Genomic DNA, 25,501 nt, shown 5'->3' on the forward strand with positions numbered 1-25,501 from the left:
TCTTTATTTTTAAGAACGAATTTTGTATTGCTTGACATCTGATGGAAGAGGGCTTGTATACACCTCGCCAGCCCGGCGATCAACCAATTCCGCTTGCGCTTGTTCAATCAGCTCAGGCTGCTGAAGAATTTCTAGTGCGGTGGCAGCCAAAATTTTTCCTGCGTGAAGCATGCCTTTATGTGCCAATGAAGTTGTCCCTGTAGCTACAATTTGCCAAGTATGAAGCGGTGTTCCTAGTGGTTCACATGCCGTCATACATTGAGCAGTTGGGACAATCCAGCTGACATCTCCGACATCTGTAGAGCCAGCCATAAATGCATCGGACATAAACGGATCGATGACATCAGCTATTGCTTTCCCAGCAAGCTTTTGATTTCTTTGAACATCCATCTTCTTTTCCTCTTCAGATAATGTTTCGCGAATAGCCTCCGCAAAATGAAGTTCCGCATCTGTATAGGATGGTGTGCCTAATTTTACAAAGTTATCATACATAACTTGTTCCAATGTTGTATTAGGAATTACATTCGAGAGAGCTGAGGCAAGATCAATGTCTACCTCTGTTCCCGTCATAAGGGCTGCACCACGAGCAATATCACAAATACGTTGATAAATATCGTCTGTTTGAGATACTCTTGGAGCTCGAACAAAATACAATACTTCTGCCTCTGCTTGTACGACATTTGGAGAAGAACCACCTGTATTTGTAATGGCGTAATGTACACGTGCCTCTGGAATAATATGTTCGCGTAAATAATTAACTCCAATATTCATTAGCTCTACAGCATCAAGAGCACTTCTACCTAAGTGTGGACTAGCAGCTGCGTGAGCACTTTTCCCTTTAAATTTAAAATACACTTCGTAACAGGCAAGGGTCGCAACAGACATAATATTATTCGTCGTACCTGGATGCCAAGATAGGGCAATATCTACATCATTAAAAATGCCTTCTCTGGCCATAAATGTTTTGCCACCACCAATTTCCTCACCAGGACATCCATAATAGCGCACTGTTCCAGTTATATTATTTTCTTGCATATAATCACGGAGTGCAATGGCTGCCGCTAGAGAGCCAGTACCTAATAAATTATGACCACAGCCATGCCCATTGCCGCCAATTTGTTGTGGATTAGGCTGCGCTATTCCACCATTTTGGCTTAAACCAGTAAGAGCATCAAACTCGCCTAAAAATGCAATGACGGGTTTTCCACTACCAAAAGAACCAATGAAGGCGGTTTCAATATTGGCCACGCCTTGTTCCACTTCAAATCCTTCCTCTGCTAATGTTTGACATAATAGCTTGGCCGACTTGAATTCTTCAAAACCTGTTTCAGCATATTCCCAGATTTGATTACTGACTTCAATTAACTTTTCTCGTTTATCCTCAATAATTTGCGATAATCTACTTTGACTAGTCAAAGAAACTCACTCCTATTTTCCATATTTTAAGCTTGATCAATTAAACTACTATTCTTAGACGGAATTTTATATAATGCAGCACAAATTATAACGATCACCAAGGCTCCAATAAGGAAGAAGAATGCGGCTTGGAATGATCCGCCGAAACCATCAATTAGAGCACCCATAGCTGTTGGTGCAATAAAGCCTGCCATACCACTAGCAAAATACATCATTCCTAAAAACGAACCAATAATTCGTTGTGCAACATACTTAAGAGGAATGGCTAGTATGGCCATTGAAATTGCTGAATCACCAATGGAGAAAAGGCTCTGATAGGAAATAGCTACTTGAATACTAGATGCATTAAACATCAAATATAAGCAAATGCCAGACACTATCGCACCAACTAAAACGATTATTTTTTCTTTTCCTGCCAAAACTTTATCGATTAAGAACCCTGTGACAATTGCAGCTATTAATCCACAGGCTTGTGGAATCATGGCAAGTGATCCTACTTCTCGTAAATTTAAATGTCGAGTTTGCTCCAAATAGGAAGGTAACCAAGAGGAGAAGCCCCAATGGACAGTACTTGAGCAAAAATACATGATGACTAGAATCCATAAAAATGAACTTTTATAAAGTTCTTTTATTGGACGATCAGGCGAATTACCCACAGCTGCGTCCTGTAGCTTGTCAAGCTTTGGTGGATTGTAATACTTAAAGAGTAAAAGAGTGACGATTAAACCCACACCACCAATAAGGTAAAACATAGTGCGCCATCCCCAAGTATCTGCAATTAAACCAGCTAAATATAAAGCAAGGACACCACCGATTAATTGAGCTGCTAGTAGCATCGACTTTGCCCGTGCCCGAACATCTTTTTTAAATATCTCCGTAATGGCCACGCCGCTACCTGTTGGTAAACCGCCATCCCCTAGACCAAGAATAAAGCGGATAACTAAAATAGCCATAAAAGAGCCAATCATCCCAGTCAGTAGGGAGAAGAGGGAAATCATGAACACTGCAATGACAATGATCTTCCTTGATCCGAACTTGTCAGATACCCATCCAGCAACCAATGTCATTAGTGCGCTGCTTAGCCAAAAGCTACTGATGACCATGCCGCTTTGTGTTTGTGTTAAATGTAATTCTTTACTGATTGGAATAATCGCCACGTTCATGCCGAACAATGTTAATGAATCGACTAACCATGCCAGAAACAGTAGTGAAAAGATAAAATTACGTTTACTAGCACTCATTTGCGTATGTAAAACATTCATCATAATTCTCCTCCTTTGGAAAGATCCCAGCATTACCCTCCTTTTATTTAAGGACAATAAAGGTCTTGTCCGTTATTATAAATATATTATTGTTATTTTTCAATATATTTTGATATTTAGTACAATGGAATTTAGAGGAGAAAGAGTAAAAGCGTATGTAAAATACGAAATGAAGAATTGTGATCGTGATGAAAAACTGCTTCTAAATGTACCTGTCCAAAGTTAGCATAAAAAGACAGGCTGGAAAGCATGAACTATTTTAAGATGTTATCAGGGAGTGAGAGCAATGAGTTGGATTGAGTCGATTCAAAAAGCCATTAATTTTATGGAAGATCATTTATTAGAAAACATAACCATCGAACAAATTGCACAGGAGGTTAATTCATCTGTCTTTCATTTTCAGCGAACGTTTGCGATTTTAACGGATATATCGATTGCAGACTATTTAAGACGGAGGAGATTAACATTAGCAGCTCAGGAATTAATGGATACAGATCAAAAAATAATCGATCTCGCCTACAAATATGGCTATGAAACTCCTGAAGCCTTTACAAAGGCGTTTCGTAAACAGCATTATGTAACGCCAAGTGAAGCGAGAAAGAGGCAAGGACCATTACAATCATACAATCGCCTGGTTATTCAGGTAAGCTTGAAGGGAGCAGAACCAATGAAGTATAAAATCGTAGAAAAAGACAAGTTTCAAGTTGTTGGGGTAAAAAGAACGTACAATTGCCAAGATGGAGAGAATACTCGAGAAATTCCATTATTCTGGCAGGAAATCAATGAGAGTGCCTTCGATCAGCAGCTATATCAATTAAATAATGGCAATATCAATGGGGTACTGGGCGTTTGTGTACCAAATGCAAGCCAAGGACAACAGGGATTCATTGATTACTGGATTGCTACAAATCATGAAGGGGATGTAGGAGAAAATCTATTAACAATGGAAGTGCCTGCATCAAAATGGGTTGTATTTGAGGTACATGGCCCTATGCCAGATGCTATGCAAAATACGTGGAAACAAATATATTCAGAATGGTTCCCATCCAATCCATATGAGCCAGCAGGAACAGCGGAGCTTGAGGTGTACCCTGAGGAAGATGCATATAGTCCTGATTCATACTCAGAAATTTGGATTCCAATTAAATAACGATAAAATAAAGCCAAGAATGCTAAACAAATGCATTTTTGGCTTTACTTATTATCGAAAAAAAAATATCCTTTTTTTAGGTATCATAAAGATGTAAAATATATATATGTTTTAGACTAAACGATTTTATTTTAATCGTTCCATATTTTGATGAGGGGGTTAAAGTATGATAAGAGGTATGATTCAAAACAAACGGGTAGAAATTTCTAATGATGAAGCACAGCGATTTTTAAAGATGGGGAAAGTAGCGCATGTTGCGACGGTTGATGAGGAAGGATACCCTTATGTGATTCCATTTGTTTATGTGTATGAGGGAAATGATAAACTTTATTTGCATATTGGTAATATCCGAGAAAGCCATTTTTGGTCCAATATTAAACAAAACCCTAAAATCAGTATAGAAGTAAGTGAAATGGGCGATTTACACCCAGGGAAAAAATACGCTTGTCAATCTGCACTTGTCTACCAAAGTGTAGTGCTATTTGGACAAGTTGTAAGAATTGAAGAGGAGTCAAGGAAGGAATGGTTCTTTGATGCGCTTTTAGAGAAGTATGGTAATCCTGAATGGACATTTGAAAAAGAGGGCTATCCAATTATGCCTAAAATAGAGTTATTCGAGGTACAAATAGAAAAGCTGACGGGGAAAATTAATCACGGCATGTATCACTAAGCAAAAAGCTAAGACTGGTTATCTAACCATTCTTAGCTTTTTTATATTACCCTTTACATAGTGTGTATACTTGTAAATGTTCTTCAGTGCTATCATAGCCCTGTAAAATAAAATTCAATTTCTGTAAGACTTTGATGGAATTACTATTCGCGGCATCGACCTTTGCTACAATTGTCGTGATCTCCAAATGTGTAAAAGCAACATGGATTAAAGCGATAATAGCTTCTGTGGCGTAGCCCTTACCCCAATGAGTCTTCGCCAAGTCATAGCCAATTTCTGCGGTAGCTTTATCGAAATCTATGTTATTAAATCCGCAGGAGCCAATGATACAATTGCCTATCTTTTTAATGATCGAATAGCGAATGGCCCTATGTTCATTAGCTAATTGATTGAGTAAGTCAATCATTTCTAGCGCCTGTTCTTCGTGTGTAAAGCTTGAGATATTCATAAATTTGGTCACAGCAGGATCTGACCAAATACCCCATAAACTTTTAGCATCAGCACTAGCCACTTTTCTTAATAATAATCTTTCCGTGTCCATACATTCAATCAATACTTTTACCTCCAAGATTTTAATGATGTTGGATGAAAAATATTGCTATCTGTGCATCATTCAGTCCCTTCAACTAGATCTATATATTATTATAAAATATAAGGTACTTAATGCCAATAAGAGGGGGAAACGTCTTGATAAAAGTTACAGCGAATCATTATCCAATTATTAAACAATACATTCTAAAGGCTCCAACATTTGTTTATAGTATTCTTGATCAATTAATAGAAGGGACAGTCTATGCAGATACAGCAACTTTTCAAACGCTCCTAATACACACAAAATCAGGAATTCATTTTGTATATGGTGATTCAACCACAACTGAGATTGACCGTCAGCTTGCCATTTGCCTTGAGCAATCTGTAGAGAAAGGGAAACGCTTTACCTTATTTTCTTATTCAGAGCAATGGAATACTAAAATTGAACAACTTTTAAATGGGCAGCTTAGAAAATTAGAACGCTATACCTTTACATTTGATAAAAGCTTATATGGTGGGACGGACAAGCAAGAAGTATCCAATTTTGAGGTCATGCCAATTACTCAACATCATATAAATAACGCAATGGAGTTTACATCTGCTTACTATGATGAATATTGGGATTCTACGGCTAATTTCCTGACAAATGGTTTTGGCTTTTGTCTCATACATAAGGAGCAAATCGTCAGTGAAGCCGTCTCTATTTTTAAATCAAATGACTATGCGGAAATTGATATTATGACAGATTCGAAGTATAGAGGTCAGGGATTGGCTAGTTTGATCGCAACAACATTTATCAATCATTGTTTGGCCAATGAGCTAAAGCCATGCTGGGATTGTGATATCTCCAATACAGCATCCATTTATTTAGGGGCAAAGCTTGGCTTTACGGGTCCACAGAAATATGCGATTTATACAAAAAAGTAGCCCACGCTGTTTTCAACAGAACGTGAGCTTCATTGTTAAAAGAATCGATTACGTAGTTCGAATACCCGATTGAATAGTCTTGCATCTCTCGCCATCTTATTGGGTGCCTGCATGTGAGGTCTGAGGCATTTCTGAAATAGTTCATCACAATATCTAATGCTACCGTAACGATCATAACATTCATCATGTTGTTTACAGCAACTATCCACAGCATTTGTGGGCTGTCCTGGTCCCGAGCAACCAGGTCCACAGTATCGATAGCCCGGATAACAGAAACCAAATTTGCGATTTCTTTTCATCGGAGAAACCTCTTTTCTACTATGTTCTTACTATAAAGTATGTTATTTTTTTCGGGAGAATCGGATAAAAAACTATAAAGTTAATCTTTTGATTTGTAAGGTTCCTGTAAGCTTAAAAAAAAATAGTTGTAAGGATGAAGAGTTATGCTAGCTATAGCATAAAAGATAAGGAGTTATTTGAACATGAATCCATCCGTTACACAAAAAGAACGAATTCTTTCCTTGGACATTATTCGAGGGTTAGCGTTATTTGGTATTTTATTTATTAATGTAGGCGCCTATCAGGTCATAATAGAGGGCGGCCCTATGCCTGATTATAGTGGCATCAATGGAGTGATCGATTCACTTATTGATATCTTTATTGAAAAGAAATTCTTTTCAATCTTTTCATTCCTTTTTGGTGTTGGTTTTTATATTTTTGCATCTCGGGCTGAAGCTCGTGGGGATAAACCGAAACGACGATTTGCCAGACGTTTAGTTGCACTATTGATTATTGGTATCATTCACATTTTCCTGTTTTGGGGTTCAATCTTAGCTATCTATGCAGTTATTGGTTTTTTATTGCTACCATTTTACTCTGCGAAAATTCCAACAATTTGTAAATGGCTTTTTACAATCATTACACTTCATATTCTTGCTATATTAGGTCAAATGTATATACCAACTAGTTCGATAATGGCCACTATTTTAGGTCTTTTAGGGAATGATGCTATCGCTATATTTATTATGTTTTTAAGTGGGTTCTTAGTAGCGAAAGCTGGTTGGATTGGTCATATTGGCGCTCATATCCAACAAATAAAATGGCTGCTTCTTGTTACAGGCCCGTTCTTTATTGGTTTTTCACTATGGATATGGTTTGCCTCACAAGCTGATGACCAACAGTTACAATCTATTATTGGTTTAGGAGTAGTTCCGACAACATATTTTTATTTAGCTTGCTTATTTACTATCCTAGAGAATCGTCAAATAGCGAAAATTTTTCAGCCAATTGGACGTGTGGGACAAATGGCATTTACCAACTATTTAGCCCAAAGCTTTATTGGTATGGCCATCATCTCGATTATGGGCTTAGAAGTCGTTTCACCATCAGATATTGTCGTAATCGCAAGCATTATTTTTATTATCCAAATTATCTTTAGCATGATTTGGTTCAAATTCTTTTCCATTGGTCCATTTGAAAAGCTTTGGCGCTATATGACATATGGTAAAAAGAATGTGACAAAGCAATCATAAAAGCTCTATGATTTTTTTCAATGATGAAAGAGAATAGGAGAAATAACGAACAAAAATCGGTGAGACTGTTGAAAAGTTTCACCGATTTTTGTTCGTCTAATCATGCCAGCCCTTACAGACATCAATCCATTCTTCATAGGGCGTATAGGTTTCAAGCTCAGAAATAGTAACCTCTATCGCGGAATTACTACTACCACATGCAGGAAAAACCGTTGTAAACCGTTTAAGGGATTCATCTAAATAAATAACAACACCTTCATTCACGCCAAAGGGACACACTCCACCGACATCATGACCAATCATAGCTTCCACATCATCTTTGCCTAGCATCTTTGCTTTTGTCCCAAACACTGCTTTATATTTGGCATTATCGATTTTTGCATCACCGGCTGCCACAATTAATATAGCGCCATCATTGACAAGAAAGGATAAAGATTTTGCTATGCGGGCAGGCTCACAGCCAAGTGCCTGAGCTGCTAATTCAACAGTTGCAGAGCTCTCCTCTAACTCTTGTATTTTGTGTTCCACATGCCATTGGGCTAAATGGCTGCGTACTTTTTCTATTGCCATATGTACATTCCTCCTAATCATCCAGTTACGCCTTGGCGATTTTTCCATCACCATAGGCATGATCTTGTTTCAAACAGATGTCGAATCAAGATAAATTTAATCTTAACATAATTTTCAGAATATAATGTTGCGAATGCCTGCTTTTTCTAGTACGATTAATTTGAAAGTGTAAAATTACACTGGAGGGTTGCGTCTTGATTAAATTTTTACAAATCGTGAGCATTATGATTGGTTTATCAGTAGTGACAGTAATGGTAGCACTTATTGTCATTCTGAATGGTCATATACACTTTCTACCACTAGTTTATACAGTTCCCGTTTGTTTATTTGTGTTGTTTGTTGGTGGAATATTTAATTGGATACATACAAAAAAGAAAAGGAGATGGTTAATGAGTGTATTAGGTGTAGCAATAGTAATTGCTTTAATACCTCCTATTCAACATTATTATAAGCTGAGTATTCCCACGGTAGATGCAGAACTTGATGTATCTGCCTATCAACCATTTACGCGGGGCAATCAAGTAGTAAAGCCTGACGAAAAAGCCTCCTTACAATTGACAGAGTCATTACCGCGTTTAGATGGAGCCACGGCTATGTATCCTTTATATGCAGCTTTTGTAGAGGCTACTTATCCTGAAGGAGACTACCAGCCATATAACAGTAGGGTCCAAGTGAGCCGTACGCCAGAAGCCTATCAAAATTTAATAGCGGGAAATGTGGATCTTATTTTTGTGGCAGCACCTTCTGCCTCGCAAGAATGGCAAGCAGAAAAAGAAGGACTGACGTTTGATATGACACCAATAGGGCGAGAGGCATTTGTTTTTTTTGTCCATCATAAAAACAGTGTAGATAATGTAACATTGGAACAGGTGAAGAAAATATATGCTGGTGAAATAACCAATTGGCGTGATGTAGGCGGTGATGATGAAGCCATCCGTGCTTTCCAGCGTCCAGCGGATAGTGGAAGTCAAACGGCACTAGAAAAATTAATGGGCAACATGCCGATTATGAAAGCACCTTCTGAAAATATTGCCTCAGGAATGGGTGGCATTATCCATGAAGTATCACAATATCGAAATTATAAAAATGCGATGGGCTATACGTTTAGATATTATTCGACAGAAATGGTTCAAAATAAAAAAATCAAATTACTATCTATTGATGGAGTAGCTCCAACTAAAGAGAATATTCGAAATGGAACATATCCTTTAGTATCCGAGTTTTATGCAGTCACTGTAGGGGCAGAAAATGAAAATGTTCAAAAGCTAATGGATTGGATACTTACTGATGAAGGTCAAGCATTAGTAGAAAAAGTCGGCTATGTCCCAGTGGAAAATTATTAAATAGTTTGCTATACTAAGGTTAATAAAATATTGTAAAGTTTTCTAGGGTTCCGTAGCCGATGCTAGTCTGGTCCGAGAGAAAACCACAATTTTTTTTGTGACACGGAGGGATAAAAGCCTGGGAGATACTGTCGATGGACAGTTTCTTCTAGGCTTTTTTGTTTGGCTAAAATCAGGTAATTTGGCGAAAGCTGAGAAAGGATAGTCATCAAGGTAGTCATTCATCGTGTCCTATAAAATGGAGGGATTTTTTATGAATAAGCATTGGTTAAGTGTCATTATCGCTGCTTGGTTTGAAGTAGGCTGGGTCATTGGTTTAAAGCATGCTTCAACTGTATGGGAATGGATAGGCACTGCAATTGCAATCTATGTTAGTTTTTATTTGCTTATTAAAGCGGGAGAGCACTTACCAGTTGGTACGGTATATGCGATTTTTGTAGGCTTAGGGACAGCTGGCACAGTATGCGCTGATAGCTTGCTGTTTGGAGAGCCATGGAAGCTAGCAAAAATACTATGTATTGTTGTTTTATTGGCAGGGGTTGTGGGCTTAAAGCTTGTGACAGGAGAGCCGAAGGAAAAAGAGGTGACTGAATAATGGCATGGATGGCATTAATAATTGCAGGCCTATGTGAGATGATGGGTGTTTATATGATTAGTAAATATAATAACGAAAAGAATAAAAAAAACTTGGGATTATTGATATTTGCATTTACATTAAGCTTTGCAGGTCTTGCGTATGCTATGGAAACCTTACCAATGGGCACTGCTTATGCAATTTGGACTGGAATTGGTGCGGCTGGAGGAGCCTTGCTAGGAATGTTCTTCTTTAATGAATCAAAGGATTGGAGAAGAGTTGTTTGTATAGTGCTAGTTTTAGGAGCAGCCGTCATGTTAAAAATATTGTCATAAAAGAAGACTATAAAAAATGCACTTCCAGTTGAAAAAAGGAAGTGCATTTTTTTACATTATTTTTTTACATCTTTTGTCCATTCAGCTACTTTTTCTGGATTTGCTTCAATCCATTCTTTAGCAGCGTCTTTTGGATCCTTACCATCCATTACTTCTAGCATAACGCTTTCTAAATCTTCAGCTGTCCAGTGAAAGTTATCTAATACGGAATACACTTCAGGTGAATCCTCATTTAAACCTTTACGAACAAAAGTATTGATTGTTTCTTCGCCACCGTATACACCTTTTGGATCTTCTAAATATTTAAGATCATATTTAGCAAATTTCCAGTGTGGTGACCAACCAGTAACAATAATTTCTTCTTTTTCTTTCAAAGCTTTAGCTAAAGAAGTAGTCATTGCACCAGACGAAGACGTAACAAAATTCCAATCTGCTAAACTATCATATTCATCTAGTGCTTTCTCTGTTGCGGCTGTTATACCAGCGCCAGGCTCAATACCAGTAATTGTACGATCAGCCTCATCTGTTAAATCTTCAATAGAGTTTACTTTCATATAGCTTGGTACAACTAAGCCGATTTTAGCGCCAGCAAGGTTTTCGCCCAGCTCATCTAATTTATCTTTATATTTTTCATATTGTGATTCATGTGTATGTGGTAACCATGCAGCGACCATACCGTCTGCCTCGCCTTTAGAAACTGCTTCCCACATAATGGCATTATCCAAAGGAGTTAATGTCACATCATAGCCTAAATCTTCAAGGACTTGCCCCACTACATTCGTAGAGGCGATTTCAGTATCCCACTCTACATAGGCTAAGTTTACCTCCTTAGAATCACTATTTTTTCCAGAACCAGAGTCTCCTCCGCTACATGCAGCGAGCATGAAGCCTAAACCTAAAGCCATTCCTAATTTCGATAGTGTTTTCAGTTTCATCTAATCTCCCTTTCTGTACATCATGTCTATCTATTAAACTGCCTTCATGGCAAGAAAATAAACTAATTTTATAAGGCTTTCTTTTTATTAAAGCTTTGTGTTAAACGGTCAATTATAATGGCAAAAATAACTAAACCTAAACCTGCAACGAAACCATTCCCAACCTGTGTACGTTGTAGGGCTGTTAAGACTTCACGTCCTAAACCTGGAGCACCAATCATCGAGGCGATTACTACCATAGAAAGGGACAGCATTACAGTTTGGTTAATACCTGCCATAATCGTTGATTTAGCAAGTGGGATTTCTACTTTAAATAATTTTTGACTAGCTGTACTACCATAAGAGTCTGCGGCTTCCACTAATTCTTTAGGTACCTGACGGATACCAAGATTAGTCATACGTACAGTTGGTGGCAGGGCAAAGATAACGGATGCGAAGACACCAGGTACAATTCCTATGCCGAAAAAGGCAACGGCAGGGATGAGGTAGACAAAGCCAGGCATTGTTTGCATGAAATCGAGTATTGGTTTAATAATACTTTCAGCGATAGTAGACTTCGACATTAGAATCCCCAGTGGAATACCGATGATGATGGAAATAATACTTGAAAAGATGACGAGCGTGGTTGTTTCCATCAGATTTGTCCAAAGACCTTGATTATAAATAAACAACAAGCCAATTAATGAAAATGAGGCAAGCCCGAATTTTTTACCAGTTGCATAAAAGGCAAAAACAACGACAAGTAATATTAAAATAATGGCTGGGATACTATTTAACAAATCAGTGACCTGATTCATGAGTAGTTTTCCAAATTGCTGAATCGAGTTAAAGAACGCTGAAAAATTACTCGTCAACCAGTCCATAGCTGATTCTACCCATGGAGCTAGTGGTATTGTTGGAATATTATCTAAAAAATTATTCATGTACATCGACCTCCTCGTCACTCGTTGAAAGTGCTTGGATGACAACGCCTCTAATCAGCACACCAAGCAAGCGACCATCTTTTACGACGGCAATAGGAGTAGGTGAATTATAAATCATCCCTAATATATCCTGTAATAGCATGTCTGGTGGAACTGTTAACACCTCTGATTGCACAATGGAATGGACAGTTTGCTCTTGCTTCTTAGCTGAAGCTAATGCATCGTCTGCTGTAATAAAGCCTTTTAAATGTCGGTTTTTGTCGACAGCCATTAATAAACTAACAGCTTCTTGTCGCATACGTTTTAGTGCTACTTTAGGGCCGTCTAAATCTACGTTGACATAAACAGGTCGCACCATAACATTTTCAGCCGTCAATACTTTAGAACGGTCCACATCTTCCACGAATGTTTTGACATAATCATTCGCTGGGTTGGTTAATATTTCTTCTCCCGTACCAATCTGAATGATAGAGCCATCCTTCATAATAGCGATTCGATCCCCTATGCGTAATGCTTCATTCAGATCATGAGTGATAAATAAAATTGTTTTTTTGACCTTTTGTTGTAGATCGAGTAGCTCATCTTGCATTTCTTTACGAATTAATGGGTCTAATGCTGAAAAAGCTTCATCCATTAATAAAATTTCAGGATCATTGGCAAGAGCACGCGCTAATCCAACACGTTGCTGCATACCACCTGATAATTGACTTGGGTATTGATCTTTATAAGCGAGTAATCCAGCATTTTCAAGAGCTTGCTCTGCTTTTGCTTGGCGTTCTTCCTTTGAAATGCCTCGGATTTCAAGGCCGTATTCGGTGTTTTGAAGTAATGTACGATGAGGGAATAAACCGAAGTTTTGGAAAACCATGCTCATTTTGTTTCTTCTTACAGTCCGTAAACTTTCTTTACCCATTTTAGAAATATTTTCTCCATCGATATATATATTTCCGCTCGTTGGTTCAATAAGGCGGTTTAAGAGCCGTATTAATGTTGATTTACCGCTTCCTGACAATCCCATGATAACGAAGATTTCTCCTTCGTTCACTGTAAAGCTTGCATCGTATACACCAACAGTTGCACCTGTTTCTTTTAAGATATCAGTCTTACTTTTTTGTTGCTTGACGAGTTCTAGTGCTTGGGGAATATGTTTGCCAAACACTTTTGATACGTGTTCTACTTTTAATTTTTCCATAGAAGCACTCCTTTCGTAGATTATTACTATTTGAGGATAGTGATACCCAAAAATAAACAAGTAACAACCTTACTGTAACAAAGGGTTGTTACTTTTGTCAAACCGACCAATAAGAAAAAAACCGCTTAAACGCTGTGATATCAGCGCTTAAACGGTTTTTAATTTGGGTATAAAAAGCTTTGTACTCTAGCGAAGCTTTCATCATTTCCAACAAAATAAATAATGTCACCTTCTTCGAATGATACATAAGGACCAGGTGATAGTAATAATTCATTACCACGACGAATACCGACGATGGTACTTGATGTATTTTGCCAAAAATTTAAGGCTTGTACAGTTTGATGAATGCCTGGGCTTTCAGCAGTCATTTCTAATTGATAAGGGATAAATGGATTTACTGAACGGAAATGCTCCGTACGACTAATTAGCTGCTTTGCCTTGTCTTGTAAATTTATTAATTCATGCTGTTGCTTTTGAATACTTGTCAGAAGTTCATTTTGTATTTCATGAATGGATTGAACGTCATGAAATTGTCGGACAAAATGCGCTGCTTTTTCATACGACTTAATAATTACACCGCTACCTTTCGAAGCCTCTACAATTTCTAAGTCTTGTAAAACAGCGATTGCTCTTCTCGCAGTCTCAGCAGACACATTATATTGACTTGCAAGAGAAGATCTAGCATATATTTTATCGCCGATGCGGTATTTTCTTTCTACGATCTTGGAGGCAAGGTCGATAGCGATTTGTTGATATTTTGGCTGCTTCAGTTGCACAGTTTTTTCTAAGTTCATTTTAAACTTCCTTTCGTCATTACAGGTACCACAGCTTATTATAGACTAGCCTGCACAGAAAAAATAGCATCTCCATAAGCTAGTAGTATATGATGAAAAAGTAATGCTAAAATTTTTGTATATACTATTAAAAATCATAGGATAGTAGCCGTTGTTTGACACTTTTTAGTTATTATTATAAACTAAGTTACGTTATGTAAGTGTTGTGAAAATACATGTGCTCAGTTGGTGTTTTTAACCAACTGTTTCCTATAGAAGGTTGGAGATTAATATGACAATTACTACTAAAATTATGGACATAGTGAAAGATAAAATGACAGTTATAAAGCACACGAATACAGAAAATATTTGCCTAGTTGGTCCTGTGAATTTGCCCGTTCAACAAGGTGACTTTTCTGCTACATTTCAGTGGTATAACTGGCTTACAGTAGATGTGAATGTATCAAAAGAAGAAATCATTGATGGCTTAGCTGCAGCCAATTTGGCTTTTTTACAGCAATCATCAGTTCTTGTATATGGTGATTTTACCCATTCAGAAGATGCTTTAATCCGCATGCATAGTATTTGTCACACTGGTGACATATTTGGCAGTCAGCGCTGTGATTGTGGCTATCAATTGCATGAATCTATGAAAATGATTGTAGAGCACGGCTGTGGAGCTATTTTTTATTTAGCTGATCATGAAGGGCGAGGCATCGGACTATTCTCTAAATCACTCGCTTATTTATTACAAGAAGAAGGGCTAGATACAGTAGAGGCAAACCATGCACTTGGCTTCCCTGACGATACACGTTCATATGAAGAAGCACTCGCAGTTTTAGCTACTCTACGTGCAAAGCCTGTGACACTTATTACAAATAATCCTAAAAAATTGGCTGCTTTACAGGCTCGAGGCTTAGCGGCAGAAGGGCATGTTCCTTTATGGGGTGGCTTAACGGAAACGAATCGTTTTTATTTGGAAACGAAGGTTGAGAAATCTGGACATTTACGAGAAAAACAATAAGTGGAGGTGGCGACCATGACTAATAAAGACGAAAAATACATGCAACTAGCTCTAGACCTAGCAGCTAGTGCAAAAGGTAATACAAACCCTAATCCACTTGTCGGGGCGGTAATTGTCAAAAATGACATTATTGTAGGTACTGGTTTACACAGAAAAGCAGGCGAACCACATGCAGAAGTTCATGCTTTTCGTATGGCTGGCGAACATGCAAAGAATGCTACACTATATGTCACGCTTGAACCTTGTTCACATTTTGGTAAAACGCCTCCTTGTGCGAATTTAGTGAAGGAATCTGGCGTTAGTCGAGTGGTGGTTGCCATGCAAGATCCTAATCCTACTGTTGCAGGTCGTGGCATTCAACTGCTACGCGATGCAGGTATAGCAGTGGAGGTCGGTGTTTTGGAGCAACAAGCACGCCGTTTAAATGAACGCTTTATCCATAACATGCTCACTAAAAGACCGTTTGTTATTTCAAAATTTGCTATGACTGTAGATGGGAAAATTGCTACGCATACAGGGCACTCTAAATGGGTAACGGGTGATGCTGCACGTGAGGATGTCCACCATATTCGCCATGAGGTAGATGGCATTCTAGTTGGTGTTGGTACAGTCATCGCTGACAATCCATCTTTAACAACAAGATTAAGTGATGGCTATGGGAAAAACCCAACACGCATCATTATGGATAGTTTATTACGTACACCGCTTGATTCGAATGTGATCAATTCGGAAGAAGCCCCAACAATTCTTGTTTGTAGCAATGAGGTAAGCCAAGAAAAGGTCGATTTATTTACTAATAAAGGCCTCACAGTTTTATCTATTGAGAAGAACGAACATGGGCTAAATATTGATGAAATGCTTGCAAGACTTTATGAACACGGCATTACAGATATTTTGCTAGAGGGTGGTAGTAAAGTGAATGCTTCATTTTTACAGCAAGGTGCCATTGATAAGTATGTAATTTATATAGCGCCAAAGGTTTTAGGAGGAAATTTATCCTTAACGCCATTTGCGGGCTATAACCCCTCTTTCATGAATGAGGCATGGGATATTGAATTTGCCTCATTTGATAAGGTAGGCGAGGATTTACGTATTATCGCTTATCCAAAGCAAGGTGAAGGAAATTGAACTATGAAGCGGATGTTTGTATAGTAGGGGCTGGACCAGCAGGTGCACTTTTATCTTATTTACTAGTCAAAAAAGGGCTATCGGTCATTCTACTAGAGCAAAATGCGGCCCTAGGTAAGTCTTTTCGTGGCGAACATTTAAATGAAGAAGGCGAGGCTGTTTTAAAAAGTCATCAACTTTTCGAAGCAGTCGAGTCGCTCGGCTTATTACGTATGGAGAAGCTAGAATATTATGCAGATGGTAATGCCTTTAAAACAATTTTTCCTAATGACTCTGTTGGGCATCTAGGCATTCATGTTCCTCAAGCTAATCTATTAAAAGGAATTTTACAAAAAACGCTGCTATTTTCTCACTTTACTTGCCTGCTACATACGAAGGTAACGGAGCTCATCCAGGACGCATCAGGTAATTATAAAGGCGTAATCGCCATAAAAGATGGAACAACCATAAAGATTAATAGCCAACTAATAATCGGTGCTGATGGACGATACTCTACGATTCGTAAGGCAGCGCATATTGATGTTCAAAAACAAAAACATGGCTTTGACTTATTATGGGCTAAAATCCCAGCTCCTTCAGACTGGGAGCCCTCTATTAAAATGGCATTAATCGGAGATAAGCAACTATCATTGTTCACGCAAGTTGGTGGCTTTATTCAAATTGGGTGGAATATTGAACAGGGGAGCTATCCACAGCTCCGAAAACAATCGTTTACACCTTTTATCCAACAGCTTACGATGCAATTTCCTGCATTATCTGAGCCAGTAAAGGAACATATTCAGTCTTGGAAAGATTTTGTGCTGTTAGATGTTTTCAGCTGTCACTGTAACTGTTGGGGAACGCAAGGTCTTGTGCTATTAGGCGATGCGGTTCATACGATGACACCGACCGGAGCATTTGGCCTAAACAGTGCGTTAAAAGATGCTGATTGTTTGGCATCTCTATTAGATAAGGGATCATTAACTCATTTTAATGTACAAGATTTTCAGCATATGCGAAAGCAAGCTATTGAGGATGTTTTAGCAGTACAAATAGAGAGGGAACAAACTTTTTCTACTCATTTTGTCAATAGAGCATCATGAAAGGAAGTAACACCTAATGAAATTTGGTTTTGACATTGATGATACACTAATAGATTTACGGGCACATGCCTTTGACATTTACAATAAAAAAATGGAGAAAGATATTCCAATTGATATTTTTCATACGCTAAAACGAGTTGAAATTCATGAGCCATTTGGCTTATCAGATGAAGAGGGAGCAGCGATGTGGAACAGTTCATTAGAGGAAATTTATTTTACGAACTGTCCTTCTTTTGAAGGGTCATTAACAATGCTGCAAGCTTTAGCAGATCATGGCCATGATATTTACTACATTACCTCTCGTCCGAAGCAATTTTGTGCGCAAACAAAAGAATGGATGGGTGCACAAGGATTTCCGATAAAAGAGGGCCATTTTTTCTGTGGTATGCAAGATGCAGAGAAGGTAGCGATTATAAAAGATCTTGCTTTAGATGTTTATGTAGATGATAAACCAGCAGTGCTGGAGACACTTCAAAATATACAGACAAAAGTAGTTTTAAAAAATCAATCCTATAATCAGCATGTTGAGTTACCAAGATTGCATCATTGGCAGGATTTTTTAGCACTTATTGAAGCGTAAGATTTTCTATATGGATGAACCCAAAATTATAGTGACTCATTAAGTTACTATAATTTGGGGTTCTTTTTAGTCTATAAAAATGAAATAGTAGATTGATGTAGAATGAACTAAAGTAACGTCGCTTATCTCCAAGATTAAATTGCCGCCTTACATTCCTATCTGCTTTTATGATGAAGCATCCAATTAATGCCGTTTCCCACATGTATCCCAAATTAAAGGAATCGACTAAGGTGGAAGCGTGTTAGATCCTGCTGACATTCACCATATAACGTTAATTCTGCGAGAGCTTCTCCAACGGCACTGCTAAATTTAAAGCCATGACCTGAAAAACCTGCCGCGATTATAATATTTTGATGAGTAGGTAGGAAATCAATGATGAAGTCTTCATCTGGCGTCATGGAATATTTGCACGTTTTCCCGTATTTTAATGCGCCATGCCGAGGCATAAATTGCTGAATAAAATGTTGTAAATCTGCACGATCCTTGTCATCGAATGGATGAAGAGGCCTATTTGGATTTATTTCTTCGCCACCATCATGTCGACCCAGCTTTAGTCCTGCACCATCAATGCTAGGGAAGCCATAGTATGAGGAGTCGGCAAATTCAAAGCAATAGGCTGGAAAGACCCCTTCACTATAAAGCTCTTCATCCGCTTCGAACCATGCAAAGGTTTTTCGCGTTGGTGTAACAGGAAGGGAGATGTCCAACGTTTGCAGTAGCTCAGTTGCCCATGCCCCAGCAGTGACAATTAATTGCTTTGTTTCATAGACTTGATTGGCCGTTTGCACTTGCACCATTTCTCCAGCTTGGATGCTAACAACTTTTTCATTTGTTTGTAAGCGTGCCCCAGCTTCCAAAGCTAGCTTTTTATAGGCTCGAATACATGCTTCAACTCGAAGGACACCGGCTGTCGGCTCCAAGCATGCCACCAAATTAGCTGGTAAAGATAATCCAGACCACTTGTTCATCGCTTCAGCTGCTGAATAGTGTTCGAGTGCTAATTCATGAAGTGTTGCACTGGCTTTTACATTTTGAATAAAACTGCAGGTTGGTTCTCCGATATTTACTACCCCAGTTTGTAAAAATAAGTTTTCATCTGCTAAAGATTCGAGCTCCTGCCACAGCTCCCCAGCTCTTTTCACGAAAGGTACATAGCTAGCTCCCTCTCCATAGGCAAATCGAATAATTCGTGTCTCTCCATGATGGCTACCTTCCTCATGTGGGGGATTAAAAGAATCCAGCATTAAAACATTTTTGCCTGCCTTCGCTAAATAATAACCTGCCGCCATCCCCATAGAGCCTGCCCCAACTATAATGACATCATATACCATACTAATCCCTACTTTTTTGCTCAAGTATAACAGATTGCTAGAAAATGAAACAGAAATATTTGAAAAATTAAAAAAGCACAACCCTCCCTCACTTATTGTGAAAGTGGGTTGTGCATGAAATTGTTAATTATTTTGAGCGTGGTAATATTTTATTGAGGATAATGGCTACAAGTGCAGCTGTGGCAATAGGTGAACCGAATAAATATTGAACAGTTGTCGGTAATGAATACAAGAAATCATCTGGCAATAATGTCAGTGCTAACGTTAAAATGACTGGAATAGCAATTACATACATTTCCTTTTCGCCAATATGTTCATTTTTCATGACCTGTAAACCACTAATAGCAATGATGCCGCATACAATGACAAATACTCCTCCAATGACAGCCGAGGGAATGGCTGAAATGAGAGCGGCTAATTTACCAGAGAAGCCAAAAACAATGAACCAAATACCCGCAGCGATAAATACGCGACGACTAGCAATTCCTGTAATGGAAATTACCCCTGCATTTGTTGAGTAACCAGTTACTGGTGTAGAACCTAGTAATGAAGCAATAAAACAGCCGATCCCTTCACCGACAACACCTCGATTAATTTGCTTATCCGTTAAAGGTTTGTCGATGACATTACTAATAGCAAACCATGTTCCAGTTGTTTCCGCCATTAAGACAATATATATAATGACCATTGTCATAATAGCAGAAATATTAAAGCTAAAGCTGAAATCAGCGAATGGAATTTGAGGCATACTAAACCATTTTGCTTGTGATACAGCTGATAGATCTAAAACGCCCATTATATTTGCAGCAATACTACCGACTATTAAAGCAATAATAACGGAGCCAATACGGAATAGGCGCCCCTTTTGATGGAAGACTGTACCTAACATCACACAAATCATTAGGACTACTGCTGAAATCAACGCTAAATAAATATTTTGTTGAATGGATGCACCTGCTCCATTAAAAATATTATCGCTTAAACCGACAGGCATTAACGATAGACCAACAACAAAAATGATTGTTCCCCCTACAATTGGCGGAATAAATGTTTGTACAATTTTATTGAAGATACCTGTGTAGCCTAAAATAATTACTAAAATGGCACCAACTAAGCTTGCGCCTAATATTGTGCTCCAACCTAAATCCCCACTGCCACTGGCTGCGTAAATACCAACGATGGCTCCTAGCGGGACATAGGAAGGGCCCTGTGCCATTGGTAATTTCATGCAGAAATGTGTTTGAATTATAGTTGCAAGCCCTGCAGCAATAAAGGTTGATTGGATTAATGCACTGGCTTGACCAGTTTGTAAGCCAATTAGCATGGCGATTAAAAATGGGACAACGTAAACGTCCATTGCCATGACATGCTGTAAACCTAGTAACGCTGATTGACCAATTGAAACTTTTTCATCTGGTAGTACGGTTAATTTGGTTGTTTTACTCGTTGTATTAGTTAGTTTACTTTGTTGCGTTTCCACGAAAATGTGCACCTCGTATTGATAAATTTTTAATAGACAGTTGGTGAACCATTAGTCCCTTGAATGAACTTTATTCCCTTGGACCCAAACCTCACGGATATTTTCAGGGCGGACAAGATACATCATTTTTTGGAAAATATCGTGTAATGCTTCTTGGCTATCGAAAATCGGAAGCTTTGCAGAATGTGTCTTTGTATCAATGATTTGTACATCCCATGTATAGTTTTCCTGTAAACGACCAATTGGAAGGCTTAAGCTTTCGCCGCCGCCAGCTGTCGCTAGATAAAAGGCTTCATTAATCGTAATACGTGAATTTGGAACACCGCGTTTATTGGCTGTGATTGCTGTATCTACACCATCCTCAAGCATTCTCGAAGACATGACAGCTTGTCTTGCATTATCGAAAAGGCTAGGGGAAAATCCGCCTGATATATCTGAACCTAATCCAATATCAACGCCGAGTGCATGGAAACGGGCAATGGGAATAACGCTATTTGCAAAATAGGCATTAGATATTGGGCAATGACCGATAGCTGTGCCTGTCTCAGCAAATAGACGTGCATCATCATCGCTCAGGAAATTACAATGGGCCATAACAGATTTTTCACCTAATAAACCAAAATCATAGAGAGCCTCAGCATCATTTTTCTGGAATCTTTCCTTGACGTAGCCATGTTCCCAGTCGCTTTCGCTACAGTGAGATTGGATATGTGTATTGTATTTTGCTGCTAATTCCCCTAAGCCCTTTAAAGCATTGTCGGTACAACTTGGAATGAAGCGAGGAGTGACAACAGGATATACACCTTGCTTAGTTGTCTTTGCTAAATCCTTAACAGCTAAAATGAATTCTTCTGTATCAGCAAGAGCTGTTTGTGTAGTAGCATCTCGGTAAAAATGAGGGTTTTGTTCAGGATCATCCATCACCACTTTTCCGACTAATCCTCGTTGCCCTTTTTCAGCACAAATTTTTGCTAAAAGAATACTAGCCTCTTTATGAACCGTCGCGAAATATAAGGATGTTGTAGTGCCGTTAGCAAGGAGTGTGCTCACTAAATCTTCGTAAACTTCTTGAGCAAATACTAAATCCGAAAATTTTGATTCGATAGGGAAGGTATATGTGTTCAGCCAATCATAAAGTGGTATGTCTAAAGCTGTACCAGATTGCGCCCATTGTGGTGCATGTACATGCAAGTCGACAAATCCTGGTAAGAAATATTGACCTTCATCTAATGGATGAAAATGTTTATGGTGTTGGTATGTAGTTAATAGTTGTTGGTAATCAGCATGTTCAGGAGAGACTGTTTTTTCAATCATGCCATCTGCATTAATGAAAAATAAATAATCTTTTAAAATCTGAACTTCAGTAGCAGATTTACTAGTAAAAGCTGTTCCTTTGAAAATTTGCGTATATTCAGCCATAAAAACCACCTTAATGTTCGTTTATTGATAATAACACGGATTATTATAGGCTATTTAAACTATTAAGTCTATAAAAAACGAATAATAATAGAAAGTGGTTAGAGGTGAATGGATGGCTCAGCCTACATTTTTAAAGCTTTGACAGACGCTGGAAGATAGAAAAAGGCACTCTTTTTTGATGCCAGAGTGCCTTTTTTCTAAGAAGTGGTTTCATGAATGATATGAAGAAAGTTATTAAAAGAAGAAGAATGAGGTTGTTCATTTTTCCGTGTACAAAGATAAACCGGGCGCTGAATGTCAATGTTTTTAATAAACACTCGTGCTATTTGTTGCTGCTGGATAAAGCTGGATGCTGCTATAGATGGGGCAAGCATCGTCCCGAAACCAGCTGCAATTGCATGAATGGACTCATTAATTCCATCTAGTTGTAGTCCCACTTTAGGTGGGGGTATCTTATGTACTTTACATAATGCATTTAAATATTCCTTTGTGGAGCTACCATCTTCTCTTGTGACAAAGGGCTGTTGCATGAGTTCGGAAAGTGAAACCGTTTGACCGGCTAATGAGTGATTGTATGGCACAATAAACCAATAATCTAAATTCATCAGAAATTGGTAATGAATATCAGGGTGATGACCATCTTCTTTAACGATAAAGGCTAAATCTGCTTTATAATGGAGTAACTCCTCTATTACTTGCTGTGAATTAGCTGTTTTTAAATGAATATGCGTAGTTGGGTAGACTTGTTTAAAATGGGCTAATAATTTAGGTAATAAAAAATGAGAGGGCACATGTGTGGAAGCAATTTGTAATTCCTCATGACCTGTATTTTTTAACTGTTCTACTTTATTTTCGATATCTATTTCTAAATCAAATAAGCGCTGTGCTTGTTTATATAAAAAGGCACCGCTCTGAGTTAGTGTAATACCTCTACCTTTCGATTCTAGCAATATTAAACCTAGTTCTTTTTCTAAATTTCGAATTTGTATGGTTACAGCGGGCTGACTAATCATAAGGGCTTGCGCAGCTTTGGAAACACTATTGAGCTCGGCTACCTTTGTAAATAACCGCAGTGCATGTAGATTCATGATAGACACACCTTTTATAAATTATTTTTATGCATTTATATAGATTATATATTAGATTTATTAATTTTTGCTCGGTATCCTTTTAATTAAAATAGGGAAAAAGGGGGGACACTATGAATCGCCAACATATGGGGATTGTATTTGGAGGAATTTTATTACTCGTCATTGCTATGGGCATTAGTCGATTTGCTTTTACGCCGATTCTACCGTTTATGCGACGGGATGTAGGATTTTCTTTAGAAGTTGCTGGGTTTTTAGCGTCAAGTAATTATATTGGCTATTTCATTGGGGCACTATGGGCGGGTTTTATTCATCGTCAGCGTAAACAAATTTTAATGGTAAGTGTTATTTTTAATGTCCTATCAGTTGGATTAATGGGTTTGATGGAGCTGTATAGTATATGGTTAATTTTTCGATTAATCGCTGGTATTACAGGTGGACTAATTTTTGTTTTAACGTCTAGTATTGTCATGGATTATTTGGCGAAACATTCACTATCCCGATGGTCGGGCTATGTTTTTAGTGGTATAGGGCTAGGGATTGCCATTTCAGGCATATGCGTTCCTCTTATTGAAGCGAGACTTGCATGGCAAGGAACATGGTTAGGACTAGGCATACTATCAGTTGTTTTTTTACTGATTACTACTATTTTATGGAGAGGTTTAGAGATTCAAGATACGTTAAAAGTAGCGAATTCTTCTAATATGAAAATGACAAAGGGCTTTATGCCATGGCTTATTTTGTCATATGGACTTGAGGGACTAGGGTATATTATTACAGGTACTTTTTTAGTTGATATTATTCATAATATTCCTTCTCTCCAAGCGTATTCCTCGTATAGCTGGGTCATTGTAGGATTAGCCGCAATCCCATCAGCACCTGTGTGGACGATCTTATTAGAGAAGTTTTCAGCTATAAAAATTTTGTTTGTGGCATACATACTTCAAGTAATAGGCATCTTGTTACCTGTATTCTCACAAACCGTTTGGAGTGTATTAGTAGCATCATTTTTATTCGGTCTAACCTTTGTAGGTATTGTGACACTAACTACATCCTATGCACGACAACTTTTTCCTACACAAAGTGGATTTGTTGTATCATTACTAACAACGTTTTATGCGTTTGGACAAATAATTGGACCTATTGTCGCGGGTCAGCTGGTCAATATTTATAATAGCTATAAGGCAGCACTAGTCTTTGCGGGTATAATCGTCTTTGTGGCATTACTAGTGATGTTAGTGGGCAGATGGCTGACCATAAAAAAAGAAGCGGTTGCTGAACATACCATTTCGATATAAACCATAAAAGCCAGAAATCCTATATGGATTTCTGGCTTTAGTCATTTACTTAAAGATGGCGTGCCTCTATCTACATGATATTAAAAAAATAAATAAAAGTCTATATCTTTTTTTCTTTATATGGAAAAATAGACAAGTGCACAAGGGACGTAACGTTACGATTTTACATTGAAATGAGGTATTTTTATGAATACAGAACAAGCCATTAAGCGTTGGAATCAATATGCGGAAAGGTATACTGCTAATTATCATGAGTATGGTGATATTCATCATGAAGTACTATTAAATCCCACTATATTTTCTCTACTGGGAGAGGTGGATGGAAAGCATCTATTAGATGCGGGGTGTGGCGAAGGATACTTAAGTAGATTACTAGTGAAACAAGGGGCTGTCGTAACAGCGGTTGATTTTTCACAAAAAATGCTAGACATTGCTATGGAAAGAACACCGCAGCAGTTGCCAGTTCAATTTTATCATGGTAACTGTGAAAATTTAGCGTTTTTAGCAGACAATCAATTTGATCGTATCGTTTCGAATATGGTTCTTCAAGATTTAGAGGATTATCGTGCTGCAATACGTGAGATGTATCGTCTTTTAAAGCCGAATAGCACCTTTGTTTTTTCAATATTGCATCCCTGCTTTGTCACGCCAAATAGTGGATGGATTAGACATGAACAGCTGGATCAGCAGTATTGGAAGGTACAGCGTTACTTTTATGAGGGTGTTTATCAACAACTAGCTGCTGACCCACCTATTGTATTGTTTCATCGCACATTAACAAGCTATGTGGAAGCAATTACGGAAGCGGGCTTTCATATAGAAAAAATTGTAGAGCCGAGTCCGTCACAAGAAATGCTTGAAAAGTACCCTCAATTTGAGGAAGATTTGCATTGTGCTGATTTTATTGTATTTAAGCTGAAAAAATAAGGAGGAGAGAC

The 25,501-nt window shown here is 38.1% G+C and carries 26 protein-coding genes and 1 riboswitch; of the genes, 13 read left to right on the top strand and 13 right to left on the bottom strand.

The window, feature by feature from the left end:
- Positions 1-9: 9 nt before the first annotated feature.
- On the bottom strand, positions 10-1,416 hold the full coding sequence (locus KVT27_RS03235) for a M20 family metallopeptidase (protein ID WP_217580669.1): 1,407 nt from the start codon (positions 1,414-1,416) through the stop codon (positions 10-12).
- 26 nt (positions 1,417-1,442) lie between these two features.
- On the bottom strand, positions 1,443-2,681 hold the full coding sequence (locus KVT27_RS03240) for an MFS transporter (RefSeq protein WP_217580671.1): 1,239 nt from the start codon (positions 2,679-2,681) through the stop codon (positions 1,443-1,445).
- Between the two features lie 283 nt (positions 2,682-2,964).
- Between KVT27_RS03240 and KVT27_RS03245 the strand changes: the two genes are divergently transcribed.
- Positions 2,965-3,828 carry an AraC family transcriptional regulator gene (locus KVT27_RS03245; RefSeq protein WP_036226649.1) on the top strand — a complete coding sequence of 288 codons (864 nt, stop codon included), beginning with the start codon at positions 2,965-2,967 and terminating at the stop codon, positions 3,826-3,828.
- 166 nt (positions 3,829-3,994) lie between these two features.
- Positions 3,995-4,498 (top strand): pyridoxamine 5'-phosphate oxidase family protein, encoded by a 504-nt coding sequence (locus tag KVT27_RS03250; RefSeq protein ID WP_217580673.1) that lies wholly within the window; start codon positions 3,995-3,997, stop codon positions 4,496-4,498.
- A gap of 46 nt (positions 4,499-4,544) precedes the next feature.
- On the opposite strand, the gene KVT27_RS03255 is transcribed toward KVT27_RS03250, so the two are convergent.
- Positions 4,545-5,051 (bottom strand): GNAT family N-acetyltransferase, encoded by a 507-nt coding sequence (locus tag KVT27_RS03255; protein WP_036226653.1) that lies wholly within the window; start codon positions 5,049-5,051, stop codon positions 4,545-4,547.
- Between the two features lie 134 nt (positions 5,052-5,185).
- Here KVT27_RS03255 and KVT27_RS03260 point away from each other — a divergent pair, with 134 nt between their 5' ends.
- On the top strand, positions 5,186-5,956 hold the full coding sequence (locus KVT27_RS03260; RefSeq protein ID WP_036124302.1) for a GNAT family N-acetyltransferase: 771 nt from the start codon (positions 5,186-5,188) through the stop codon (positions 5,954-5,956).
- Between the two features lie 35 nt (positions 5,957-5,991).
- On the opposite strand, the gene KVT27_RS03265 is transcribed toward KVT27_RS03260, so the two are convergent.
- The gene (locus tag KVT27_RS03265) at positions 5,992-6,255 is read right to left on the bottom strand and encodes a coat protein (protein ID WP_036147556.1); all 264 of its coding nucleotides are present in this window, start codon (positions 6,253-6,255) and stop codon (positions 5,992-5,994) included.
- A gap of 183 nt (positions 6,256-6,438) precedes the next feature.
- Here KVT27_RS03265 and KVT27_RS03270 point away from each other — a divergent pair, with 183 nt between their 5' ends.
- Positions 6,439-7,488, top strand: coding sequence for a DUF418 domain-containing protein (locus KVT27_RS03270; RefSeq protein ID WP_036124304.1), 1,050 nt, complete (start codon positions 6,439-6,441; stop codon positions 7,486-7,488).
- Between the two features lie 96 nt (positions 7,489-7,584).
- Here the strand turns inward: KVT27_RS03270 and KVT27_RS03275 are convergent, their stop codons facing one another.
- Positions 7,585-8,058 (bottom strand): YbaK/EbsC family protein, encoded by a 474-nt coding sequence (locus KVT27_RS03275; protein ID WP_008174582.1) that lies wholly within the window; start codon positions 8,056-8,058, stop codon positions 7,585-7,587.
- 194 nt (positions 8,059-8,252) lie between these two features.
- Here KVT27_RS03275 and KVT27_RS03280 point away from each other — a divergent pair, with 194 nt between their 5' ends.
- From KVT27_RS03280 to KVT27_RS03290, 3 genes are all read left to right on the top strand, one after another.
- Positions 8,253-9,401 (top strand): PstS family phosphate ABC transporter substrate-binding protein, encoded by a 1,149-nt coding sequence (locus KVT27_RS03280; protein ID WP_217580675.1) that lies wholly within the window; start codon positions 8,253-8,255, stop codon positions 9,399-9,401.
- Positions 9,402-9,432: 31 nt separating this feature from the next.
- Positions 9,433-9,528, top strand: a riboswitch (guanidine-I (ykkC/yxkD leader).
- Between the two features lie 126 nt (positions 9,529-9,654).
- On the top strand, positions 9,655-9,996 hold the full coding sequence (locus tag KVT27_RS03285; RefSeq protein WP_217580677.1) for a DMT family transporter: 342 nt from the start codon (positions 9,655-9,657) through the stop codon (positions 9,994-9,996).
- Positions 9,996-10,310, top strand: coding sequence for a DMT family transporter (locus tag KVT27_RS03290; protein ID WP_008174577.1), 315 nt, complete (start codon positions 9,996-9,998; stop codon positions 10,308-10,310). The genes KVT27_RS03285 and KVT27_RS03290 overlap by 1 nt, the downstream gene beginning before the upstream one ends.
- Positions 10,311-10,366: 56 nt before the next feature.
- Here the strand turns inward: KVT27_RS03290 and KVT27_RS03295 are convergent, their stop codons facing one another.
- The 4 genes from KVT27_RS03295 to KVT27_RS03310 form a co-directional block, all read right to left on the bottom strand.
- Positions 10,367-11,245, bottom strand: coding sequence for a glycine betaine ABC transporter substrate-binding protein (locus KVT27_RS03295; RefSeq protein ID WP_217580679.1), 879 nt, complete (start codon positions 11,243-11,245; stop codon positions 10,367-10,369).
- A 68-nt stretch (positions 11,246-11,313) separates the two neighbouring features.
- A complete protein-coding gene (locus KVT27_RS03300; protein WP_008174570.1) occupies positions 11,314-12,168 on the bottom strand; it encodes an ABC transporter permease in 855 nt (284 codons plus the stop codon).
- Entirely contained in the window at positions 12,161-13,360 is a 1,200-nt protein-coding gene (locus KVT27_RS03305) for a quaternary amine ABC transporter ATP-binding protein (RefSeq protein ID WP_208704545.1), read from the bottom strand. The genes KVT27_RS03300 and KVT27_RS03305 overlap by 8 nt, the downstream gene beginning before the upstream one ends.
- A 158-nt stretch (positions 13,361-13,518) precedes the next feature.
- Positions 13,519-14,154, bottom strand: a complete 636-nt coding sequence (locus KVT27_RS03310; protein WP_036124312.1) for a GntR family transcriptional regulator — start codon at positions 14,152-14,154, stop codon at positions 13,519-13,521.
- Between the two features lie 271 nt (positions 14,155-14,425).
- On the opposite strand from KVT27_RS03310, the gene KVT27_RS03315 reads away from it, so the two are divergent.
- From KVT27_RS03315 to KVT27_RS03330, 4 genes are read left to right on the top strand one after another with little or no spacing between them, the layout of a single operon-like run.
- Entirely contained in the window at positions 14,426-15,157 is a 732-nt protein-coding gene (locus KVT27_RS03315; RefSeq protein ID WP_036226664.1) for a GTP cyclohydrolase II, read from the top strand.
- A 15-nt stretch (positions 15,158-15,172) separates the two neighbouring features.
- Positions 15,173-16,285: a bifunctional diaminohydroxyphosphoribosylaminopyrimidine deaminase/5-amino-6-(5-phosphoribosylamino)uracil reductase RibD gene (gene ribD, locus KVT27_RS03320; RefSeq protein ID WP_217580681.1), complete on the top strand. Its 1,113-nt coding sequence runs from the start codon at positions 15,173-15,175 to the stop codon at positions 16,283-16,285.
- Positions 16,282-17,367: an FAD-dependent monooxygenase gene (locus tag KVT27_RS03325; RefSeq protein ID WP_217580683.1), complete on the top strand. Its 1,086-nt coding sequence runs from the start codon at positions 16,282-16,284 to the stop codon at positions 17,365-17,367. The genes ribD and KVT27_RS03325 overlap by 4 nt, the downstream gene beginning before the upstream one ends.
- A 16-nt stretch (positions 17,368-17,383) precedes the next feature.
- Positions 17,384-17,947, top strand: a complete 564-nt coding sequence (locus KVT27_RS03330; protein WP_217580685.1) for a 5' nucleotidase, NT5C type — start codon at positions 17,384-17,386, stop codon at positions 17,945-17,947.
- Positions 17,948-18,159: 212 nt separating this feature from the next.
- On the opposite strand, the gene solA is transcribed toward KVT27_RS03330, so the two are convergent.
- The 4 genes from solA to KVT27_RS03350 all read right to left on the bottom strand — a co-directional run bounded on the left by solA (position 18,160) and on the right by KVT27_RS03350 (position 23,265).
- Positions 18,160-19,278, bottom strand: a complete 1,119-nt coding sequence (solA, locus tag KVT27_RS03335) for an N-methyl-L-tryptophan oxidase (protein WP_036124320.1) — start codon at positions 19,276-19,278, stop codon at positions 18,160-18,162.
- Positions 19,279-19,405: 127 nt separating this feature from the next.
- Positions 19,406-20,758, bottom strand: a complete 1,353-nt coding sequence (locus tag KVT27_RS03340; protein WP_036226672.1) for a uracil-xanthine permease family protein — start codon at positions 20,756-20,758, stop codon at positions 19,406-19,408.
- Between the two features lie 51 nt (positions 20,759-20,809).
- Positions 20,810-22,177: a guanine deaminase gene (guaD, locus tag KVT27_RS03345; RefSeq protein WP_217580687.1), complete on the bottom strand. Its 1,368-nt coding sequence runs from the start codon at positions 22,175-22,177 to the stop codon at positions 20,810-20,812.
- A 197-nt stretch (positions 22,178-22,374) separates the two neighbouring features.
- Positions 22,375-23,265, bottom strand: coding sequence for a LysR family transcriptional regulator (locus KVT27_RS03350; protein WP_036124328.1), 891 nt, complete (start codon positions 23,263-23,265; stop codon positions 22,375-22,377).
- A gap of 113 nt (positions 23,266-23,378) precedes the next feature.
- On the opposite strand from KVT27_RS03350, the gene KVT27_RS03355 reads away from it, so the two are divergent.
- A complete protein-coding gene (locus KVT27_RS03355) occupies positions 23,379-24,563 on the top strand; it encodes a YbfB/YjiJ family MFS transporter (RefSeq protein ID WP_036124329.1) in 1,185 nt (394 codons plus the stop codon).
- A gap of 186 nt (positions 24,564-24,749) precedes the next feature.
- Positions 24,750-25,490 (top strand): class I SAM-dependent methyltransferase, encoded by a 741-nt coding sequence (locus KVT27_RS03360; protein WP_036124331.1) that lies wholly within the window; start codon positions 24,750-24,752, stop codon positions 25,488-25,490.
- The last annotated feature ends 11 nt before the right edge of the window (positions 25,491-25,501 follow it).

It is taken from the genome of Lysinibacillus sp. GbtcB16 (assembly GCF_019091145.1).
In the GTDB taxonomy this organism is placed as follows: Bacteria; Bacillota; Bacilli; order Bacillales_A; family Planococcaceae; genus Lysinibacillus; species Lysinibacillus fusiformis.

Excerpts from the sequence above, each read along its gene's own strand:
- KVT27_RS03310 (WP_036124312.1), bottom strand. The coding sequence starts at position 14,154 with ATGAACTTAGAAAAAACTGTGCAACTGAAGCAGCCAAAATATCAACAA.
- solA (WP_036124320.1), bottom strand. The coding sequence starts at position 19,278 with ATGGTATATGATGTCATTATAGTTGGGGCAGGCTCTATGGGGATGGCG.
- ribD (WP_217580681.1), top strand. The coding sequence starts at position 15,173 with ATGACTAATAAAGACGAAAAATACATGCAACTAGCTCTAGACCTAGCA.
- KVT27_RS03315 (WP_036226664.1), top strand. The coding sequence starts at position 14,426 with ATGACAATTACTACTAAAATTATGGACATAGTGAAAGATAAAATGACA.
- KVT27_RS03275 (WP_008174582.1), bottom strand. The coding sequence starts at position 8,058 with ATGGCAATAGAAAAAGTACGCAGCCATTTAGCCCAATGGCATGTGGAA.
- KVT27_RS03290 (WP_008174577.1), top strand. The coding sequence starts at position 9,996 with ATGGCATGGATGGCATTAATAATTGCAGGCCTATGTGAGATGATGGGT.
- KVT27_RS03270 (WP_036124304.1), top strand. The coding sequence starts at position 6,439 with ATGAATCCATCCGTTACACAAAAAGAACGAATTCTTTCCTTGGACATT.
- KVT27_RS03265 (WP_036147556.1), bottom strand. The coding sequence starts at position 6,255 with ATGAAAAGAAATCGCAAATTTGGTTTCTGTTATCCGGGCTATCGATAC.
- KVT27_RS03330 (WP_217580685.1), top strand. The coding sequence starts at position 17,384 with ATGAAATTTGGTTTTGACATTGATGATACACTAATAGATTTACGGGCA.
- KVT27_RS03285 (WP_217580677.1), top strand. The coding sequence starts at position 9,655 with ATGAATAAGCATTGGTTAAGTGTCATTATCGCTGCTTGGTTTGAAGTA.
- KVT27_RS03360 (WP_036124331.1), top strand. The coding sequence starts at position 24,750 with ATGAATACAGAACAAGCCATTAAGCGTTGGAATCAATATGCGGAAAGG.
- KVT27_RS03350 (WP_036124328.1), bottom strand. The coding sequence starts at position 23,265 with ATGAATCTACATGCACTGCGGTTATTTACAAAGGTAGCCGAGCTCAAT.
- KVT27_RS03245 (WP_036226649.1), top strand. The coding sequence starts at position 2,965 with ATGAGTTGGATTGAGTCGATTCAAAAAGCCATTAATTTTATGGAAGAT.
- guaD (WP_217580687.1), bottom strand. The coding sequence starts at position 22,177 with ATGGCTGAATATACGCAAATTTTCAAAGGAACAGCTTTTACTAGTAAA.
- KVT27_RS03305 (WP_208704545.1), bottom strand. The coding sequence starts at position 13,360 with ATGGAAAAATTAAAAGTAGAACACGTATCAAAAGTGTTTGGCAAACAT.
- KVT27_RS03300 (WP_008174570.1), bottom strand. The coding sequence starts at position 12,168 with ATGAATAATTTTTTAGATAATATTCCAACAATACCACTAGCTCCATGG.
- KVT27_RS03250 (WP_217580673.1), top strand. The coding sequence starts at position 3,995 with ATGATAAGAGGTATGATTCAAAACAAACGGGTAGAAATTTCTAATGAT.
- KVT27_RS03240 (WP_217580671.1), bottom strand. The coding sequence starts at position 2,681 with ATGATGAATGTTTTACATACGCAAATGAGTGCTAGTAAACGTAATTTT.
- KVT27_RS03355 (WP_036124329.1), top strand. The coding sequence starts at position 23,379 with ATGAATCGCCAACATATGGGGATTGTATTTGGAGGAATTTTATTACTC.
- KVT27_RS03295 (WP_217580679.1), bottom strand. The coding sequence starts at position 11,245 with ATGAAACTGAAAACACTATCGAAATTAGGAATGGCTTTAGGTTTAGGC.